Source organism: Paenisporosarcina cavernae, from assembly GCF_003595195.1.
In the GTDB taxonomy this organism is placed as follows: domain Bacteria; phylum Bacillota; class Bacilli; order Bacillales_A; family Planococcaceae; genus Paenisporosarcina; species Paenisporosarcina cavernae.
Map to the genome: position 1 here is coordinate 2,076,626 of NZ_CP032418.1, position 21,352 is coordinate 2,097,977.

A 21,352-nucleotide genomic window follows, 5' to 3' on the forward strand; every position below is an offset into this window, starting at 1 on the left:
ATCTACTCTAGAATGGATGGAACTTTTACTTGTCCGTTTTCTTGTTCTTTTACATTTAACATCATTTTATCTCGATCAAGTCCAGGTACAGATACGTCTTCACGAAGCACGTTTACCATTGGAAGGACATGCGTAGTAGGAGGAACATTCGTTGTATCGATTTCGTTTAATTCTTCTGCAAAATTCGTAATGGCTTGTAATTGGCCAGCAAATTTTGTTGCTTCTTCATCTGTAATCGCGAGTCGTGCTAAGTGCGCAACGTGTTTTACTTCTTCTTTTGATATATTCGCCAAAGTGGCACCTCCGTTATTATCGTGTATAAATATGAACTTCAGGTTCTTCTTTTCCAGCTTTTTTAAAGATTAACGCTTCCGGACCATTAATGGACGAGATGTTCACTTCCACCTCTAGGTCAACCGGGAAATGATCCACGACAAGTCCAGTCGTGTATTGTGTAAACCCAATAACTTCTGCTTCGCTATAAAATTGAACGGGAATTTCAATGGCAAAGCTTTTGATTTCATCGCTTTGGTAATAGCCGGTCCCAATCACACTAGTATATCGTGTAAAGTACTTGTCGATATCTTGTTTAAAGTTTTGGAAGAACTCGCTTGCGCCTCGGTACTTTTCATTGGACTCTGGTTGAGGGAATAAAACATATTCTTCGTTAATTTTTTCCCAATTGTCAACGGAGCCCTTGCCCCCTGCTGCTATACCAGTAGCAAAATAAGTACCTGGAACAATAGCATCTCGCGATTGTTGTTTAAATAGACCCACGCGAATTGGAATATCCGCTAAACCGTCAATCTGACGCATACGGGAGACAATCTCATTCGCCATTTTCTGGCCTTGTTTAATCATCGCATCTTCCGGAATTGGTTCTTGAAACTGTGTGCCATTTTCATCTCGATAATAATAAATGGAATTCATCGCAAGTCCAATCGAGATTCCAGCTAGGCGAACGTTGTTTTCATTTGCCCGTTCTAAATAATCTTGTTCTACGATGTGTGCTAAATACAACGGTGCTTTTTTTGCCCGTTCATCTAAAGGCATATCAGGACTTGCCTGCGGATTTAAACCCACTTCGTTCTTTTCTCCAGTAAAGGGGTCTTCGGCATTTAACCTACCCAGCCATTCTACAACCGTATCCCGGTCCAAATACTGTCCTTCTTGGAAAAAATATTTTTCCGGGGAGAACGTTCTTTTAGATAACCGCATTAACCCATTATCGACTTCTTGTATGTCGTATTTCGTCCCTATATTGGAAACGGTTAAACCTTGACTAGCGCTTTCTTTAAAAGGTAGTAAGGTACGGTAGTAATTCGACGAAATTTGGTTGTTTGGAATAATCGTTGTAGCAACATCCGTGTCTTCTTCATTATCCGTCACGACTTCTGTATCATTATTTAAAGAAGGCATACAGCCTCCCAAAAGCATTAGGCTTAATACTCCTGGAATCCAGCTCATTTTTTTTATCATGTGTGGAAGGACTCCTTTATACGTCTATTTCATCCATCATTTGTTGTTCTGTCCAGACTTCAATACCAAGTGAATTTGCCTTATCTAATTTAGAACCAGCTTCTTCACCTGCAATCACTAAATCTGTTTTTTTGCTGACACTTCCTGTAACAGTCGCACCGAGCGCTTCTAATTTATCTTTTGCTTCTTGGCGTGTAAGCTGTGACAATTTCCCTGTTAAAACGACTGTCTTTCCTGCCCACGATGAATCTTCCGGAATTGCTTGACGTTTTCCAAGATACGTCATATTCACCCCGGCATTTTTCAGTCGCTCGATTAGCTGTTGTACTTCTTCATTATCAAAAAACTGCACAATCGAATTCGCCATTTTCTCGCCAATTTCATGAATGGCGGTTAGCTGCGACTCGTCTGCTTGCATAAGCTTGTCCATCGTTTCGAATTCACTCGCTAGAATTTTCGCTGCTTTTTCCCCGACGTGACGAATACCGAGTCCAAATAGGACGCGCTCGAGCGAATTTTGTTTCGATGCTTCAATAGCAGCGACCAAATTCTCTGCTGATTTCTCGCCCATGCGCTCCAGCGGAAGAAGCGTTTCTTTTGTAAGGGAATAAAGATCTGACACATCTTCGATCAGCGACTCTCTAAAGAGTTGTTCCACCACTTTTTCCCCAAGTCCATCAATATTCATCGCATTGCGGGAAACGAAGTGAATAATTCCTTCTGTCACTTGTGCAGGACATTGTGGATTGACGCATCGTAGGGCAACTTCCCCTTCAACTCGAACAAGCTCACTCTCACACACAGGACATTCCGTTGGCATATGAAATTCTGCTTCTGAACCGTCTCGTTCATTTTCCAACACTGACACAACTTCAGGTATGATATCGCCTGCTTTACGAATAATGACCGTATCCCCAATGCGAATATCTTTTTCACGAATTAGGTCTTCATTGTGAAGAGAAGCACGACCAACTGTTGTACCAGCAACTAACACCGGATCTAATATGGCAGTCGGTGTAATGACTCCCGTTCGACCTACCGTCAATTCAATGTCACGGAGTTTCGTTGTAACTTCTTCTGCCGGGAATTTGTAGGCAACCGCCCAACGAGGGCTTTTTGCTGTAAACCCTAGCTCTTGCTGGTGCATATATCGATTTACTTTAATGACGATGCCATCAATTTCATATGGAAGCGACGCTCTTTTTTCCGTCCATTCTTGAATATAGGCTTCCACTTCATCAATCGTCGTACACGTGCGACGTTCTTTGTTTGTCGGGAAATGAAGTGTGTCTAAATAATCGAGTGCCTCGGCATGTGAATCGATTTGATACGCTTCGCCGTCTCCACCAATACCATAAATAAAAATCGCTAAATTTCGTTGTGCTGCAAGTTTTGTATCCAGTTGACGCAAAGAACCTGCTGCTGCATTTCGAGGGTTTGCAAATTTCTCTTCACCATTTGCTTCTCGAGCTTCATTTAACCCATTAAACGATTTTTTAGGCATGTAAGCTTCGCCACGAACTTCAATACTGACATTTTCTTTCAATCGTAGCGGAATGGAACGAATGGTTCGAAGATTTTCCGTAATATCTTCACCTATTTGACCGTCTCCACGGGTAGCTCCTTGAACAAACGCCCCATCTTCGTATTGTAAGGAGATGGCAAGCCCATCAATTTTTAACTCACATACGTATTCGACATTATCTCCTATAACGGCACGAATTCGTCGATCAAATTCGTCCAAGTCATCCCGACCAAAAGCATTCGCTAGACTTAACATCGGATAACGATGGGTGACTTTTTGAAACCCTTCTAACACTTTTCCACCAACACGCTGGGTGGGTGAATCCGGCAAAATTAGATCTGGATTTTGTTCTTCAATCGAGATTAATTCATTTAAATACTGATCATACACAGCATCTGACACAATCGGTTTATCTAACACATAATAAGCGTATCCCATATCATGTAGCTGTTGGTGTAACTCTTTTACACGCTGTTTCAGCTCTTCCGGATTCATCGAATTTCCCTCCGTTTACGATTACACTTTTTCAATTGGTGCAAATTTTGCGAGTAAACGCTTAATGCCTGTCGGACTTGGGAAGGCAATGTCTAATTCCATCGCTTCTCCTGCCCCTTTCACGCTGACAACGGTTCCAACGCCCCACTTGCCGTGTTTCGCTTTGTCTCCAACTTGCCATCCAGCTTTTTCTCCACCAGACTGCTTGTAGGTTGGTCGAGATACAGCTGCACGAGTTTTCGTTGTAGATGTGCCAAAACGAGAACCTTCTGAACGAACAACTCGTGCCTCCGCTCCGATTTCTTCTAGGATATCGGGTGAAATCTCATTGATAAAGCGGGATGGACCATTGTAATTTGTTCGTCCAAAGAGTGTTCTTGAACTTGCGCAAGTTAAATAGAGTTTCTGTTCTGCTCGCGTAATACCTACATAAGCAAGTCGTCGTTCTTCTTCCATCTCTTCATCGTCTCCAATAGAACGAGAGTGTGGGAATACATTTTCTTCTAGACCCATGATAAAAACGACGGGAAATTCTAATCCTTTTGCTGCATGCATGGTCATCAATATAACTTGTCCTTTTGACTTGTCTTCCTCTTCTTCTGCTTTGTCCAAATCCGAAATGAGAGCTAAATCGGTTAGGAATGCGATAAGGGACTTATCATCGGAGCGTTCTTCGAATGTTTTCGTTACAGATAAAAACTCTTCAATATTCTCAAGACGTGTCTCTGCTTCAATTGTTTTCTCGGTTTGTAACATATTGCGATAGCCTGTTTTATCCAGAACTTGCTCTACTAGTTCGGTGACAGACAAATATTCTTGTTGTTGTGTGAAATTATGGATTAATTCATAAAAAGCAGCAGCCGAGTTAGCGGCACGTGCAGCAAGTCCCATAAAATCGACTTCACGAAGAGCATCCAAAATGGAGCGATCTTGTTCTAACGCAAACGTCGCAATTCGTTCAAAAGAAGTTGCTCCTATATTTCGTTTCGGTTCATTAATCACACGTGCAAGTGATAAATCGTCATCATTATTCGCGATGAGTCGTAAATACGCTAACAAATCTTTAATTTCTTTTCGATCATAGAATTTTGTTCCGCCGACGATATTGTAGGAGATGTTCGATTTAACGAGCACTTCCTCCATCACACGAGACTGTGCATTTGTGCGGTATAGGACGGCGAAATCATCATACGGGCGATTTTCTTTTGCCATCAGTTCTTGAATGGTTTTGACAATGAATTGTGCTTCTTGTTGCTCGTTTGAGGCTTTAAATAAACGAATAGCGTCCCCAGATTGATTATCCGTACGTAAATTCTTTTTATAACGACCTGCATTATTTTGAATCACGTCATTTGCAGCTTTCAAAATATGCTTTGTGGAACGGTAATTTTGTTCAAGCATAATTACTTTCGCATTCGGATAATCTTTTTCAAACGATAGGATATTTTGAATATCTGCTCCACGCCAGCGGTAAATCGATTGATCGGAGTCACCTACGACACATAGATTTTGAAACTTTTTCGCAAGCATTTGCACAAGCTCATACTGCGCCTTATTCGTATCCTGATACTCATCCACGTGAATGTATTGGAATTTGTTTTGATAAAACTCCAACACTTCTGGGACGCGTTTGAAAAGTGTGGTTGTCATCATGATTAAATCGTCAAAATCCAGTGACTGATTTCGACGAAGACGTTTTTCATATGCACTATAAACCTCGGAAATCGTACGTTCATACGGATTCGCCGAATTGATTTGACCCTTAAACGTATCAGCATCAATTCCTTCATTTTTCGCAGAACTAATCGCATTTAGCATCGAACGAGGATCGTATTTTTTCGGATCAATGTTTAGCTCTTTTAACACATTTTTCACAACAGTTTGTTGATCTCCACCATCTAATATGGAGAAGTTTTTGTTATACCCAATGCGGTCAATGTCGCGACGAAGAATGCGTACGCACATCGAGTGAAATGTGGATACCCACATGCTTTGAGATGTACCATTACCAAGTAATCCATCCACACGATCACGCATTTCACGTGCCGCTTTGTTGGTAAACGTAATGGCTAAAATTTTCGAAGGGTACACATCTTTTTCTACCACAAGATACGCAATGCGATGTGTTAACACTCGTGTCTTTCCAGAACCTGCCCCTGCCATGATTAACAAAGGTCCTTCTGTTGTACGAACGGCTTTTTCCTGTTCTGGATTCATCCCGTTCAGTAAACTTTTCACTAATACTTCCACATGTGCACCGCCTTAAATCTAAATTTCAGAAGGGATTAATAGGTTGCGTGTGAATTTTTTACAGCGGCTACCGTTTTTAATGCCTCTTCGAATTGATCATATATACTATTTCCAACGATGATGGTGTCCGCAATGGCAGCCATTTCCGCCGCTTTGTCCGGTCCATCTATACCACCACCGTAAAACAATTGAGTCGTATCTAAATTTCGTTTCACTTTATTCACCAAAACGGGATCTCCGTACATTCCGCTATACTCCATGTAAAAGACAGGTAGTCGGAATACTTTTTCCGCTAATACCGCATGGGCAATTACTTCCTCTTCGGTTAATGAAGTATCCGCTTCTGTCGCGATTGCCGCTTTGCAAGAAGGATTTAATATACAATAACCTTCCATAATCATCTCATGCCACTGAATCATATGACCGAATTCTTTAATCGCAGAAACATGCAAATCTTTCATCCATTTTGTAGAGGAACTATTGAGCACCGTGGGAATAAAATAGTAGTCAAAACCAGGAGAAATAGCATCCATCGAAGAAATCTCAAGCGCAACTGGAACCGTAAAACGACGAACTCTCATCAGTAAATCTAAAACACCTTCCAGTGTAATATCATCTGTTCCACCGATAATAATTCCGTCCGTTCCAGATTCGCACACTCTTTCTAGTGACTCATCCGAAATCGTTTTTGCAGGATCCAATTTAAATGCGTGACGCCAACTTGAAATTTCCATCTAATATCCCCTAACTCTCTAATTGCATTCCTACATTATAACACGTTCTATAGGGAATGAAAAAATGACTTGAGGGCATATTGGAAGAAATTTAACTGAAGATACAGATGCGCGCAAATTATTAATAATATCAAATATGTGCGACCTCGAAGCGTCTATGGGAAATTCTCTGTAGTCTATGGGAAAATTGACTATCTCTATGGGAAGTTTTTCGTTCCTTTGGGAAATTCCAAGCGTTCTTTGGGAAATTTCAAGCGTTCTATGGGAAATTTCAAGCGTTCTATGGGAATTTCAAGCATTCTATGGGAAATTTCAAGCGTTCTATGGGAAATTTCAAGCCACTAGAACGTAAAAACTCCACTCCCTCGATAAATCTCGGGGGAAATGGAGCATTGACCAAATTATTTCTCTTTCGGTGCTTGGAATGGTTTTTCATCTGGATACAATCGACCGAGCATTTCATCGTATGTATCATTCCCATAATCGAAACAGCGGCGTACGCGTGAAATGGTAGCTGTGCTTGCGCCAGTTTCGTTTTTAATCACTTCGTATGTTTTCTTTAGGCGCAACAAATGTGCGACTTCAAAACGTTGTGCGAGTGATTGGATTTCACTGATTGTGCATATATCGTCAAAAAAGCGGTAACATTCTTCTAAATCTTTTAATTCCAACACGGCTTTAAAAAGTTGGTCCGTTTGATGACCTCTTATTTTATTTACTTGCATGGAAGGTCCTCCCTTAATATGCCTTATGGTGTATACGATACCATACTTTCGAGTCCTGGCTTGCTTGGAATGAGATGAATCCATGTTTTTCCTGGCACTAATTTTGCTGGCAATCCATCATCCATCGGAACTAGAACGCCATCTATTGACTGCCATTCTACTTCTTTCATCACTCCCGCTTGAAACAAGTAAGCTTGTCCACCTGAAGTTAAATCTAGCTGTTGTCGTCCAGCCTTGTCAATGGTGGAATGATTCACCTCGAAGAAAATCACGTTGGAAAGCGCCACTTTTTCAAGTGTTGCTTTATCGGTCGTTAAAATTCCACCCGATTTACGTTCGTACGTGTGCAGAACAGGATCGTACGTATACATGTTGTGAAATGCCTCGGATCCTCCGTATCGAACATCGATAACCGAAGCTAGGTCACCAATTTTTGCACCCTCTGCAGAATCATAGTACGAATAAGGAGGTGTTTCACGAATTTCTTTCTCCGCATTCGTGCGATCAAAACCGTCTAAAATTTGATTGGCAGATGTATAGGAATTATGCGGAGCTCGTCGTTCACTGGAGCGTGTAAACAACGACCCATCATATTGCATCCCGTTTATATTGTCGACGACCCCAGCACGTAAAAGACGTTGAGCATCCGGGCTATAGCCATGTGCAACGTAAAATGCATCCAGGCCCTTTGCAATTTCAATGAAATAATCTCGTGCACTTCGAACCGGTCCAATTTCTTCTGGTAGTTCACTTTGAAATAAAGCAAGGAAACGAGTGACGCCGCCTTCTGCTATCATCTCGTACACCATATCTGCATCCGCTATACCGGACTGCGGACGAGCGTCGGGATGATTATTGATTGTCACTAATACTGGACGAGTAGTCGGCTCGTTTTCCACTCTTACACCAGTAAAAGGCTCCACGTATGGCAACATTTCCGGTTCTTCTGCTGCCGGCTCGTCTATTACCACTTCTTCTTCGATTGGCGCTACTACAGGCTTTTCTGTCTCTTCTTTTTTATTGCACCCTGTAGCTATTAACAACACAACAAACAAACCTATCCCCAATTTTTTCATGTTATCGTTATCCCCCCGTACGCATGAATGATGGAATGAGCACTTCTTTTTTCATAACGTCGTATAACCCTTTTTGCGTGATTCGAACATATGGTAGATGCGTCGATTGCAAAAATAACAACGTGTAAATCGCGTCACCATGACGGAAACCTCGTTTCGTCAATTCTTCTTTTAACGCAAGTTCTTGTTCGACTAACACCTCAAACGGTTGATCAGACAAGCTACCATCAATTGCGAGTGGCAAATGCGTGACCACTTCGCCATTTTCAAGCAAGACGATTCCACCTTTTCTCTCTTTCAGCGAATCGAACGCTGCTTTCATGGCGGATTTGCTTTTTCCAATTAAGATAATATCTCCCGTATTCGAATATGACGACGCAAACCCTTCGATGGAGCTTCCAAAGCCTTTTATAATGGTGTTCACATGCCATTTTCCTTTTCGGTCTACTAGCATTAAAAATAGTTCTTCAGTATCCTTTGGTAATGAATTTTCACCCAAATTCGTCGATACTGCATACGGTTTTGTGATAACGTCATTGACCATTTCAATACCAAGCGGCATCGAAAAGTCAAAATCGTCTTCTACTAATTCGAAATCGAGTTCAAGCGTTCCAAGGACCGACCAGTCCATTTTTTCTTGGATTGGTGCAACTCCTTCTTCGGTTTTCAGCCATTGTCCTGAGGCTAAAACTCGAACAGGAGTTGGTTCATTCTCCGAAGATAAAAAGTTCAAATGTGCGATACGACCAGTCGCTACCATGCCATGCAAGTGAGACATATTATAATAACGCGCCGCATTATAGGAAGCCATTTGATAGGCATCAATTGGGGAAACGCCAGCATCTAGAGCGGCTTGAATACACTTATCCATTACCCCGTCTAAATGAAAAGAAGGCGTTGATCCGTCTGTTGTCATCATTAAATGATCGAATACATTCCATCCTTTTTCCACAATACTTTTTAAAAGGTGCGGTAAATCTGGACGAATAGAAGAATGTCGTAACGTGACACCATAGCCGTGACGGAGACGTCTTTCCACTTCCTCTACCGTCATCGATTCATGATCTCCGTCAGCACCGAATAATCGCATTCTAGTTAATGTTTTATCGGATGCACCAGGAAAATGACCTTCAATTTTCTTGCCTTTTCGTTTTGCCATTTGTAACCAATATAGCATCTGATCATCGCCTGCGAGCAACCTTGTCCAACCGGTTAACTCCCCACCCATTAACACATCAGGGCGCTCTAACCAGTCGCCTATTGACCTCGAATGAAACAATTCATCTTCATTAGCAAGAACTGTTTGAGAATCAAATCTTGCCCACCAATAGTACGTAAATGGTTGCTTTTTCAACTCATCCAGTAGCTCGAAAACGCTTTCATTCTCCAGACTTAAAAAAAGCATCAAATTATCGGCTAAAAATGTGGTCGTACCTCGGGAAGCTGCATACTGACCGAATGTTTGAGGATTATATAATTGGAAGGGGTGAACATGTGGTTCGATATATCCCGGAACGATTTTGAAAGGAGTGGCGTCGATAATTTCCGTTCCATCTAAAACAAGAGGAAGCTCTGGTCCGACATACACGATACGATCGCCGTCGATCCAGATATTCCCCCTCTCCCATGTCTTGAAGACACTATGTAAATACGTTGCGTTTTTCACTAACATCGATGGACTCTTTTTGCCATCAATAATTTGAATTTGTTCTCTTATTTCATCAATTTTCCATGCGGGTGCTTGCATATTCGACACTCCCTGCTGCTTGTAAGCGCTCTATATCTTATACTAGCATAGCGAAATCGTTCTTCCTACCCGCATTTTTGAAAATTCAGTTTTCTGTGACACGCCATCCTATGTCTTTTCGGTAATGAAACCCGTCCCATTCTCTATTTTCGACAAACCGGTAGGCACTTTTTTTCGCCTCTTCTAATGTGTCGCCTATTCCACTTACTAACAACACACGGCCACCTGAAGATTCAAATCGTCCTTGCACGTTTTTTACTCCCGCAAAAAACAGTTCAACATCGTCTTGTTCCGATTCAAGAGAAGGCAAAGCATATCCTGTCACCGCTTTCTCTGGGTAGCCTTTTGCCGCAATGACGATTCCTAAACGAGCTTTATCGGACCATTCAATCGCATACTCTTCTTCACGAAGAAGCGCTTGCAAAAACGCACCAAAATCCGATGTTAATCTTGGCAATACCACTTGTGTTTCTGGATCCCCGAATCGTACATTAAACTCTATTACTTTGGGGCCCGAGGTCGTTGCGATTAAGCCAGCATACAGTACTCCAGTAAAAGGAGTTCCTTCTTTCTCCATAGCTTGAACGGTTGGCACGACTACCGTTTCGTGCGCCTTAGCGATCAATTCCTCCGAGATTTGCGGTACAGGAGAATACGCACCCATTCCACCAGTATTGGGCCCTTCGTCTCCGTCTAAAGCACGTTTATGATCTTGTGCAATTGGCATTGGATAAATGTGACCTTGATGAACAAATGACATAAACGAGAACTCTTGACCATCTAAAAACTCTTCTATGACAATTTTCGAAGAGGCATCTCCAAACTTAGCTTGACCAAGCATTTCATCGATTGCCGCATGCGCTTCCTCTAACGATTCTGCAACAACGACACCTTTTCCAGCAGCTAAGCCGTCTGCCTTAATCACACATGGTGCTCCAAGCATATCTGCATACTGCTTCGCTGATTCAATCGATTCAAATGTTTCATATGCAGCCGTTGGAATGTCGTATTTTTTCATAAAATCCTTCGCAAAAGACTTACTGCTTTCTAACATCGCCGCCGCTTTTGTCGGACCGAAAATAACTAGTTCTTCGGATTGAAACGCATCGACAATACCTTCAGACAACGCTTGTTCTGGCCCAACAAATGTCAAATCGATTTCCTTCTCTTTGGCAAATGAAAGAAGAGCTTCTATATCTGTAGCTTCTATTGGAACGCACGTTGCATCGAAATACATCCCGTCGTTGCCTGGAGCTACATAAATTTTCGAAACGGAAGTCGCTTGACGAAATTTTTTAACGATAGCATGCTCTCTTCCGCCACTACCTATGACAAGTACATTCATCTGTTGCCTCCTAAGATTTGGACGTCGCTTTCATGAAACAATACCCTAGAGATGAACACAAAAAACCGATACCGAGAATGTGAACGATCGATTCTCGGGCACACTCTATCGATTCTCGGGCACACGCGATTGATGCTCCGGTGCATGCGATCGATTCTCCGTCACACACGATCGATTCTTCTAACATCTTAGTGATTAAAGTGTCTTGTTCCGGTCATCACCATGGCGATGCCATAGTTGTTAGCCATGTCGATGGAATCTTGGTCTTTTACCGATCCCCCTGGTTGAATAATTGCTTTGATCCCCGCTTTAGCGGCAAGTTCAACCGTATCATTCATCGGAAAGAAGGCATCTGAAGCAAGAACTGCACCGTCTGCAAGTTCCGCTGCTTGTTCAATCGCTATTTTAGCTGCTCCTACTCGGTTCATCTGCCCAGCTCCGATACCAATGGTTCGTGTTTCATTGCCCAAAACAATCGCATTCGATTTCACATGCTTCACGACATTCCATGCTAAAGCGAGTGCGCGATATTCTTCTTCCGTCGGAGTTCGATCCGTCACTACCTTCCAGTCCGCTTGTGAAGATGTCTTGCGATCTTGTTCTTGTACTAGCAATCCACCTTCAACCGATACTAGTTTCCACTCATGAGAAGAGGCGGATGAAAAATCGAGTGTCAGTAGGCGAATATTTTTCTTACGAGTCAATCGCTCCATGGCTTCTTTGGAGAAAGAAGGAGCAATAATAATTTCTAGAAAAATGTCTTGTAATTGTTCAGCTGTATCTTCATCTACTTCACGGTTAAGTGCAACAATCCCACCAAAAATGGATACCGGATCCGCTTTAACTACTTCGTCAAATGCATGAGCGAGAGTTGTGCTCGTCGCGACGCCACAAGGATTCATATGTTTGACGGCAACGGCAGTAGGTTGTTCGAAATCTCGGATGATTTGAAGCGCTGCATTAGCATCTTGAATGTTATTGTACGAAAGTTCTTTCCCATGAAGTTGTGTAGCAGCGGCAATGGAAAACGATGTACCAAGTGGCTGTTTGTAAAAAGCCGCTTGTTGATGCGGGTTTTCTCCATAGCGAAGCGTTTGCTTTTTCTCATACGTGAACGAAAGTTTCTCTGGGAATACTTCTCCGACTTCCTTGGAGAAGTAATTCGCAATAATAGAGTCGTATGCTGCAGTATGACGAAATACTTTCGCTGCTAGTCGTTTACGTGTTTCAAGAGATGTCGAACCTGATTCGTTCCATTCCGCGACAACGATATCATAGTCAGATGGATCTACCACAACTGTGACAGAAGCGTGATTTTTCGCAGCAGATCGTAGCATCGTCGGACCACCGATGTCGACATTTTCCACTGCATCCTCGTAGCTCACTTGTGGATTTTCAATCGTTTGTTGGAAAGGGTATAAATTCACACACACTACTTGAATTGGCGGAATGTTGTGCTCGTTCATTTCCGCTACATGCTGGTCATTCGCCGTGTCCGCTAATAATCCTCCGTGGATGAATGGGTGCAACGTTTTCACCCGACCACCAAGTATTTCCGGAAAGTTTGTCACATCCTCAACAGGCGTAACAGGAACTCCATGTTCTTCTAAATACTTTTTTGTTCCACCTGTTGAAAGTATGTCAAATCCCATTTCCACTAACTTTTTAGCGAATGAAACACTTCCCGTTTTATCCGATAAGCTAATTAATGCGCGCTTCATCTACTTATTTCCTCCCCATAATTCCGACAATGTTGTCGGATATAGTTGGTGTTCCACTTGATGAATCATCGATTCCATTTCTTGTCGTGAATGCCCGTCAATTGTAATTTTCTGCGAGGAAATCACAGGACCTGTATCCATTCCCGCATCCACATAATGCACTGTCACACCGGTAATACTTGCCCCATCTTGAATGGCTTGTCCGATAGCATCTTTTCCAGGATATAGTGGAAGAAGCGATGGATGAATGTTCACGATCCGATTTGGAAAAGCAGAAAGTAACGTGGGACCAATTAAGCGCATATAACCTGCTAATACAATCCATTCAACTTTCCGCTTCTGCAATTCAGCTAAAATCGCTTCTTCGTATTCCGCTTTTTCCGAAAAATCACGTGGCGAAAGTTCCACCCACTCTATTCCAAGTTGTTTTGCGCGTACCGTAGCGAAACTGCCCGGACGATCTGTGACAAGGAGCACAAGGTGTGCGTCCAATTTTTTGTTTGCTACTGCGTCCGCAAGTGCTTGAAAATTCGAGCCATTGCCAGACGCAAAAACAGCAAACCGTACGTGTTTAGCCATGTAGTAAACTCCCGTCGTGCTCGCCTGAAAACGTTACGCTCGTGCCTTCCATCACTTCGCCAATAACGTATGCATTCTCCCCGTGTTCTTCCGCAAGTGCGATGACGCGATCAGCATGCTCTGATGCAACCGCAAGAACAAATCCAATTCCCATATTAAATACGTTGTACAAATCGGCGTCCTGCAAGTGACCCTTTTCTTTTATGAAATGAAAGACATTTAATACTGGCCAACTTCCCAGTTCAATATGCGCTGTTAGACCTTCTGGCATCATACGTGGTAAATTTTCGATAAAACCACCACCCGTAATATGCGCCATTCCATGTACCGGCACTTCTTTCAACACAGCAAGCGCAGACTTGGCATACATTTTTGTCGGTGTAAGAAGATTTTCACCGATGATGCCAAGAGAGTCATAACCAGCAATCCGCTCGTTTAAAGATAGCTGATGATCAGCGAGTATTTTTCGAACGAGTGAAAATCCGTTCGAATGCACGCCTGAAGAAGAAAAACCAATAAGTGTATCTCCAACTCGGATTTTTTCGCCAGTGACGATCGACGATTTCTCACAAGCTCCTACTGCAAAACCAGCAACGTCGTATTCATCTTCTTCGTAGAATCCCGGCATTTCCGCCGTTTCTCCACCAATTAAGGCAGCTCCCGCTTGTACACAACCATCTGCAATTCCAGCAACAATTTGTTCTATCATGGCAGGTTGTGCTTTTCCAACCGCTAAATAGTCTAAGAAGTACAACGGCTCTGCACCCTGAGCCACGATATCGTTTACACACATCGCCACACAGTCAATGCCGATAGTGGAATGATTACCAAGATCAAACGCTAGACGGAGTTTTGTTCCGACGCCGTCCGTCCCTGAAATCAGCACAGGTTCTTTTAAGTTCAAGCTACTTAAGTCAAAAATTCCTCCAAAACCACCGAATGTTCCAAGTACGCCTGCTCTTGCAGTCCGTGCGACATGTGATTTCATGCGATTCACCGCTTCATAACCAGCTTCGATGTTAACACCGGCTTTTTCATACGCATTTGACATGATTCATCCTCCTACAACGTCATTTCTTTTTCGTGTGGCAATAAAGTATCTGGATAAATTTCTGTTGGGTAATTACCCGTGAAACATGCTAAGCAATGTCCCGCTTCTGGTCCTTCATCTGATCTTCCAATCGCTCGAACCATTCCTTCAACAGAAAGAAATGTGAGCGAATCCGCCCCTATTTGATCGCGAATTTCTTCGACATTAAAATTAGACGCGATTAGTTCCTCATGTGTACTTGTATCGATTCCGTAAAAACATGGATTTTTTATTGGCGGTGAAGAAATCACCACATGCACTTCCTTCGCTCCCGCTTCTCGAAGCATCGTCACAATACGGCGTGATGTTGTTCCACGAACAATCGAATCATCCACCATGACCACTCGTTTCCCTGCAACGACTTGACGCACCGGAGATAGTTTCATCTTGACGCCTCGTTCCCGTAGCTCTTGCGACGGTTGAATGAACGTTCGACCAACATACCGATTTTTAATCAATCCAAGTTCATATGGAATTCCTGAAGCTTCTGAATATCCGATAGCGGCAGAAATACTGCTATCAGGTACACCTGTCACAACATCTGCATCTATTAATACTTCTTTCGCGAGCTCAACACCTAATCGTTTGCGAGCAGAGTGGATATTAATCCCGTCGATATCCGAATCCGGACGTGAAAAATACACATATTCCATCGTGCAGATAGCACGTTTTGCAGGAGCAGAAAAACGTTCCACTCGAATTCCCTTGTCGTTAATCACAAGGAATTCTCCTGGTTCAACTGAGCGAATGACTTCGGCACCGATAATATCAAATGCACACGTTTCAGATGCCACGACATACGCATCGCCTAATTTTCCAAGGGAGAGTGGACGTAATCCGTGTGGATCAAGGGCCACCATCATTTCATCTTCCGTTAACAGTAAAAAGGCATACGCACCTTTTAATAACGACAGCGCATTTTTTGCACGTTTCTCAAAAGACGAATAGCCGCTTTTTTTAATTAAATGAGCCAATACTTCTGTATCAGAAGTCGTTTGAAAAATACTTCCTTGACGCTCTAAATGTTGTTTTAAATGATTGGCATTCACTAAGTTCCCATTATGCGCAATAGCTAAGCTACCTGTGGTTGAACGGAAAAGGAGCGGCTGCACATTTTCAGGACCGCTACCTCCAGCGGTTGCATAGCGAACATGTCCTATTGCTGCATGCCCTTTTAATGGATCTAACTTGCCAGGGGTAAAGACTTCATTCACAAGTCCTTCCCCTCGAACTGTGTGAAGTGCATTGCCATCTGTTGTGACAATTCCCGCACCTTCCTGCCCTCTATGTTGAAGTGCATGAAGACCATAATACGTAATCGACGCAGCATCTGGAGATCCCCAAATACCAAACACGCCACACTCTTCGTTTAATCCTCTGAGTTCAGCAAGCATCGAATAGCTCCTTTCCAAGCATCCTGTAACGTAGAGACAGGTGCATCAATCCAAGTTGCCCCTTGTGCATCTCGAATAGAAAGCGTTGCATCATTTGTGACGCGTCCAACGAGACGGGCATCTACTAGCATTTGCTCCGCAGTTTCTTGATGTTCTTTTGAAACAGTCACGATAAAGCGAGACTGAGATTCTGCAAATAGCGTTGTAACAGCGGATCCTTCTAATTCAATATCTAATCCAAATCCATCCGTCCCAAATGTTTTCTCTGCTAATGCCACCGCAAGTCCACCTTCTGCTACATCATGTGCAGACTTAATCACACCTGCTTGAATTGCGTGTAAAAGGGCTTGTTGTCGAGTAAATTCTACATCTAAATCAATGGAAGGAGATTTTCCAGAAATCGTCCCCTCTAGTAATTTTTGAAGCTCACTACCACCGAATTCCACCGTTGTTTCGCCGATTACATAGACGAGATCACCCGCTTGTTTGACTGTTTGAGTCATTACGTGAGACAAATCATGCACTAGCCCAACCATACCAATCGTGGGTGTTGGATAAACAGCCGTTCCGCTACGTTCATTGTAAAGCGAGACATTTCCACCAATTACAGGCGCATGTAACGTTCTACATGCTGCTGCCATTCCTTCGGCAGACTTTTCTAATTGCCAAAAGATTTCGGGTTTTTCTGGATTACCAAAGTTTAAGCAATCGGTGATCGCTAAAGGCTCTGCTCCAGAACAAACAATATTTCGAGCCGCTTCTGCGACGGCAATTTTCCCACCCATTTCCGGGTCAAGATAGATGTAGCGAGAGTTACAATCGGTCGTCATAGCTAGCCCTTTATTCGTCCCGCGAACACGAACAACCGCGGCATCAGAACCTGGAGTAACGACTGTGCTCGTACGCACTTGGTAATCGTATTGATCGTAAACCCATTCTTTCGATGCAATCGTTGGTTGCTGTAAAAGTTGCAACAACGTTTCTTGTACATCTTCGACAATTGGTTCCACTGCTTCTTGAGCTTGAAATGCTGCATAGTATGCTGGTTCAGCTGACGGTTTGTAGTAAACCGGTGCATCTTCCGCTAAAGCATCCGCCGGAACATTCGCCACGATTTTTCCGTGATGGGTTAAGCGAAGCATTTTATCATCCGTTACGATCCCAACCGCAACGCAATCTAAATCGTATTTGTGGAATAAATCCACAATTTCTTGTTCTCTACCTTTTTTCACGACGATTAACATACGTTCTTGAGATTCCGATAACATCATCTCATAAGCTGTCATGCCCGTTTCTCGTTGCGGAATTACATCTAAATTCATTTCAATCCCAAATCCAGCTTTGGACGCCATTTCAGCAGACGATGAGGTTAATCCCGCTGCCCCCATGTCTTGGATACCAACAAGTGCGTCCGATTTTACTAGTTCCAAACAAGCTTCCATCAAGAGCTTTTCCATGAATGGATCTCCTACTTGCACTGCAGGACGCTTTTCATCTGAGGCTTCGTCTAATTCTTCGGAAGCAAACGTTGCTCCGTGAATTCCATCGCGACCAGTTTTCGCCCCAACATACATCACCGTATTGCCTACTCCGGAGGCCACACCTTTTTGAATATCTTCGTGGTTAATTAGCCCAACACACATCGCATTTACTAACGGATTTCCTGCATAACACGGATCAAATTGAATTTCTCCGCCGACAGTCGGAATTCCAATACAATTTCCGTAGCCAGCAATTCCCGCTACTACTTCTTCAAACAAATATTTCACTCGAGGTGTTGTTAACTCGCCAAAACGCAAAGAATTTAGTAACGCGATAGGTCGTGCTCCCATGGAAAAGACGTCACGAATAATTCCGCCAACTCCTGTAGCTGCACCTTGATATGGTTCGATCGCCGAAGGATGGTTATGCGATTCCATTTTGAAGACGACTGCTTGACCATCTCCTATATCGACGATTCCAGCGCCTTCCCCTGGACCTTGTAAAACACGAGGACCTTCCGTTGGGAACTTCCGTAAAACTGGCTTGGAGTTTTTATACGAGCAATGCTCCGACCACATGACAGAAAATAGTCCTGTCTCCGTGAAATTCGGAAGACGTCCGAGTATTTTCTCCACTTGGGCGAATTCAGCATCACTTAATCCCATTTGTGCATACATTTTATCTTCTTTAATTTGTTCCGGACTGATCTCAAACGTGACTGACATGTGATTCCCTCCAGTGCTTCACAATTGATTGGAATAAGCGCAGACCATCTGCTCCGCCTAGTAATTCGTGCACAGCTCTCTCTGGATGAGGCATCATCCCAAGAACATTACCTGCTTCATTCACCACACCAGCAATATTTTCGATACTGCCGTTCGGATTTTCGGATGCGTACGTAAACACAATTTGTCGATTGTCTTTTAAGGATTGCAACGTTTTGTCGTCGCAGATGTAATTTCCCTCACCATGAGCAATTGGAATATGAATTTCTTCTCCTTGTTCATAGGAAGTAGTAAACATCGTGTCGTTGTTTTCCACTTTTAATCGAACTGTTCGGCACATGAATTTTAAATTTTGGTTGCGAAGCAGTGCTCCAGGAAGCAAACCTGCTTCCGTTAAAATTTGAAACCCATTACATACGCCTAGAATCGGCTTTCCAGCAGCTGCCGCTTCTTGTATCGCCGTCATAATCGTGGAAAATTGGGCAATTGCACCGCAGCGTAAGTAATCGCCGTAAGAGAAACCACCCGGTATAAGAATGCCGTCGAATGCCTGCAAATCAGCTTCCTGATGCCACACGTATTCCACGTCTTCTCCTAACTCGTCTTTTATCACATGATACATATCAATGTCACAATTCGATCCAGGAAATACGATTACCGCGAATTTCATATCGCTGCAACCTCCTCAATTTCGAATCGATAATTTTCAATGACCGTATTCGTTAACAGCTTTTGACACATTTCATTCACCGCAGCATCTATGTCTTCCACCGAATCATCGATCATCAATTCTAAGTACTTTCCAATACGCACATCTTGTACCTCTGGAAACCCGTGGGAGTGAAGTGCTCCTTTTACTGCAGAACCTTGCGGATCCAAAATACTTTCTCTGAGTGTGACAAATATGTTCACTTTTTTCATGCGATAGTTCCTCCTATGCGGTCAGCAATTGTTTGATAAGCGTCTGTTAAATTACCTAATCCACGTCTAAACACATCTTTATCTAATTTTTCATTTGTTGTCTCGTCCCATAATCTGCAAGTATCAGGTGAAATTTCATCTGCTAACAAAATGTCGCCTGTTGACGTTCGTCCAAATTCCAATTTGAAATCGACTAAGCGAACGTGATGGCTGTGGAAATAGTCATGCATATGTTGGAAAATGGTCAAAGCATCGGTTTTCAATACATCCAGTTCTTCTGGTGTCGCAAGTTGTAAGAGTCGAATGTGTTCCGTCGTCACAAGAGGATCTCCTAAAGAATCATCTTTGTAGTAAAACTCCACGATTGGTTCGTTTAGAATCATTCCTTCTTCTAGACCAAGTCGTTTCGCTAAACTCCCGGCAACTGTTTTGCGAACCACCACTTCCAGTGGGATAATCGATACTTCTCTTACAAGCTGTTCCGTGCTAGAAATTTTGCGAATAAAATGCGTACTGATTCCCACACGATGCAATTCTTGAAACAATGTGGATGTGATGGCATTGTTTAATTCGCCTTTACCAGTAATCGTTTCTTTTTTCTCCCCATTAAATGCGGTTGCGCTATCTTTGTATGAAACGAGCAGAACACCAGCTTCATTCGTTGTATACAAACGTTTTGCTTTTCCTTCATATAGCAATTGCCCTTTTTCCACTCTCATCGCCTCCGAATTTTACATTCCTAAACGCGTAAACAACATATCCACTTGTCCGATATGGTAGTGATAATCAAAACAATCATCTAATTCTTCCGCTGTTAGATGCGAAGAAATTGTCTCATCCTCTTCCACTAATTGTCGGAAATGTACTTGTTTCTCCCACGCTTCCATTGCTCGAGGTTGAACGGTATCGTACGCCTTTTCTCGAGATAGTCCTTTGTCAATAAGGGCTAACAATACTCGTTGGGAATAAATTAAGCCAAGTGTACGGTCCATATTGCGTTTCATATTTTCCGGATACACCGTTAAATTTTTCACGATATTTCCAAATCGATTTAACATGTAATTTAATGCAATCGTCGCATCTGGCAAAATAACGCGTTCTGCAGATGAATGCGAAATGTCGCGTTCATGCCAAAGTGGGACATTCTCATATGCAGTCAACATATACCCACGGATTAAACGGGCAAGTCCGGTCATATTTTCCGAACCTATTGGATTACGCTTGTGCGGCATTGCAGAAGAACCTTTTTGCCCTTTAGCAAAAAATTCTTCTACTTCCCTTGTTTCCGACTTTTGTAGTCCCCGTACTTCTGTGGCAAATTTTTCAATCGAAGTAGCAATTAAAGCGAGCGTACTCATGTATTGAGCATGGCGATCTCGTTGCAACGTTTGCGTGGAAATCGGTGCAATTTGTAGTCCTAATTTTTCACATACATACGCTTCTACCGATGGATCGATATTGGCATACGTACCAACTGCACCTGACATTTTACCTGTTTCAATCACTTGCGCAGCCGCTTCAAACCGTTCTAAATTTCGTTTCATTTCTTCTCGCCACAATGCTAATTTAAGTCCGAATGTCGTTGGTTCTGCATGCACACCATGTGTTCGTCCCATCATGACGGTATATTTATGTTCTTTCGCTTTTTCTGTCAAAATCGCGATGAAACGTTGAAGATCATTTCGTAAGATCTCGTTTGCTTGTTTAATCAAGTATGACAAAGCAGTATCGACAACATCTGTTGATGTGAGACCATAATGTACCCACTTACGTTCTTCTCCTAGCGTTTCGGAAACAGCACGCGTAAACGCTACAACATCATGTCTCGTTTCTTCTTCGATTTCTAAAATGCGGTTCACATCGAACGAAGCATTTTCTCGGATTTTCTTTACATCTTCCGTTGGAATATCCCCAAGTTTGGCCCATGCTTCACATGCTAAAATTTCAACCTCTAGCCATGCTTCGTATTTGTTGTGCTCTGTCCATATTGCTCCCATTTCGGGGCGTGTATATCGTTCAATCATGTAAAATCTCCTCTTTATATAAGCCATTATGGGATCTGTT

General features: G+C 42.8%; 18 protein-coding genes. All 18 read right to left on the reverse strand.

All coding sequences use genetic code 11. From position 1 onward, the window contains the following. Positions 1-2: 2 nt before the first annotated feature. The 18 genes from gatC to purB all read right to left on the reverse strand — a co-directional run bounded on the left by gatC (position 3) and on the right by purB (position 21,312). Complete coding sequence (gene gatC / locus D3873_RS10720; RefSeq protein ID WP_119884016.1) at positions 3-293, reverse strand: Asp-tRNA(Asn)/Glu-tRNA(Gln) amidotransferase subunit GatC; 291 nt, start codon at positions 291-293, stop codon at positions 3-5. 16 nt (positions 294-309) lie between these two features. Next, positions 310-1,479, reverse strand: coding sequence for a CamS family sex pheromone protein (locus tag D3873_RS10725; RefSeq protein WP_338014654.1), 1,170 nt, complete (start codon positions 1,477-1,479; stop codon positions 310-312). 16 nt (positions 1,480-1,495) lie between these two features. Continuing rightward, positions 1,496-3,499, reverse strand: coding sequence for an NAD-dependent DNA ligase LigA (ligA, locus tag D3873_RS10730; RefSeq protein ID WP_119884017.1), 2,004 nt, complete (start codon positions 3,497-3,499; stop codon positions 1,496-1,498). 21 nt (positions 3,500-3,520) lie between these two features. Then, positions 3,521-5,749, reverse strand: a complete 2,229-nt coding sequence (gene pcrA / locus D3873_RS10735) for a DNA helicase PcrA (RefSeq protein ID WP_119884018.1) — start codon at positions 5,747-5,749, stop codon at positions 3,521-3,523. A 35-nt stretch (positions 5,750-5,784) separates the two neighbouring features. Further along, a complete protein-coding gene (pcrB, locus tag D3873_RS10740; RefSeq protein WP_119884019.1) occupies positions 5,785-6,483 on the reverse strand; it encodes a heptaprenylglyceryl phosphate synthase in 699 nt (232 codons plus the stop codon). A gap of 401 nt (positions 6,484-6,884) precedes the next feature. Next, a complete protein-coding gene (locus tag D3873_RS10745; RefSeq protein WP_119884020.1) occupies positions 6,885-7,208 on the reverse strand; it encodes a YerC/YecD family TrpR-related protein in 324 nt (107 codons plus the stop codon). Between the two features lie 23 nt (positions 7,209-7,231). After that, on the reverse strand, positions 7,232-8,284 hold the full coding sequence (locus D3873_RS10750; RefSeq protein ID WP_119884021.1) for a DUF3048 domain-containing protein: 1,053 nt from the start codon (positions 8,282-8,284) through the stop codon (positions 7,232-7,234). A gap of 7 nt (positions 8,285-8,291) precedes the next feature. Next, a complete protein-coding gene (locus D3873_RS10755; protein WP_119884022.1) occupies positions 8,292-10,031 on the reverse strand; it encodes an adenine deaminase C-terminal domain-containing protein in 1,740 nt (579 codons plus the stop codon). An 85-nt stretch (positions 10,032-10,116) separates the two neighbouring features. Then, positions 10,117-11,376: a phosphoribosylamine--glycine ligase gene (gene purD / locus D3873_RS10760; RefSeq protein WP_119884023.1), complete on the reverse strand. Its 1,260-nt coding sequence runs from the start codon at positions 11,374-11,376 to the stop codon at positions 10,117-10,119. Between the two features lie 188 nt (positions 11,377-11,564). Then, positions 11,565-13,097 carry a bifunctional phosphoribosylaminoimidazolecarboxamide formyltransferase/IMP cyclohydrolase gene (gene purH / locus D3873_RS10765; protein WP_119884024.1) on the reverse strand — a complete coding sequence of 511 codons (1,533 nt, stop codon included), beginning with the start codon at positions 13,095-13,097 and terminating at the stop codon, positions 11,565-11,567. Next, complete coding sequence (purN, locus tag D3873_RS10770) at positions 13,098-13,676, reverse strand: phosphoribosylglycinamide formyltransferase (RefSeq protein ID WP_119884025.1); 579 nt, start codon at positions 13,674-13,676, stop codon at positions 13,098-13,100. Next, positions 13,669-14,727: a phosphoribosylformylglycinamidine cyclo-ligase gene (gene purM / locus D3873_RS10775; RefSeq protein ID WP_119884026.1), complete on the reverse strand. Its 1,059-nt coding sequence runs from the start codon at positions 14,725-14,727 to the stop codon at positions 13,669-13,671. Before purM ends, purN begins: the two co-directional genes overlap by 8 nt. 11 nt (positions 14,728-14,738) lie before the next feature. Then, positions 14,739-16,160, reverse strand: coding sequence for an amidophosphoribosyltransferase (gene purF / locus D3873_RS10780; protein ID WP_119884027.1), 1,422 nt, complete (start codon positions 16,158-16,160; stop codon positions 14,739-14,741). Further along, on the reverse strand, positions 16,136-18,367 hold the full coding sequence (purL, locus tag D3873_RS10785) for a phosphoribosylformylglycinamidine synthase subunit PurL (RefSeq protein WP_119884028.1): 2,232 nt from the start codon (positions 18,365-18,367) through the stop codon (positions 16,136-16,138). Before purL ends, purF begins: the two co-directional genes overlap by 25 nt. After that, a complete protein-coding gene (purQ, locus tag D3873_RS10790; RefSeq protein ID WP_119884029.1) occupies positions 18,351-19,037 on the reverse strand; it encodes a phosphoribosylformylglycinamidine synthase subunit PurQ in 687 nt (228 codons plus the stop codon). Before purQ ends, purL begins: the two co-directional genes overlap by 17 nt. Next, the gene (gene purS / locus D3873_RS10795) at positions 19,034-19,288 is read right to left on the reverse strand and encodes a phosphoribosylformylglycinamidine synthase subunit PurS (protein ID WP_119884030.1); all 255 of its coding nucleotides are present in this window, start codon (positions 19,286-19,288) and stop codon (positions 19,034-19,036) included. The genes purQ and purS overlap by 4 nt, the downstream gene beginning before the upstream one ends. After that, positions 19,285-20,001: a phosphoribosylaminoimidazolesuccinocarboxamide synthase gene (gene purC / locus D3873_RS10800; RefSeq protein WP_119884031.1), complete on the reverse strand. Its 717-nt coding sequence runs from the start codon at positions 19,999-20,001 to the stop codon at positions 19,285-19,287. The genes purS and purC overlap by 4 nt, the downstream gene beginning before the upstream one ends. A gap of 18 nt (positions 20,002-20,019) precedes the next feature. Next, positions 20,020-21,312, reverse strand: a complete 1,293-nt coding sequence (gene purB / locus D3873_RS10805; protein ID WP_119884032.1) for an adenylosuccinate lyase — start codon at positions 21,310-21,312, stop codon at positions 20,020-20,022. Positions 21,313-21,352: the final 40 nt, after the last annotated feature.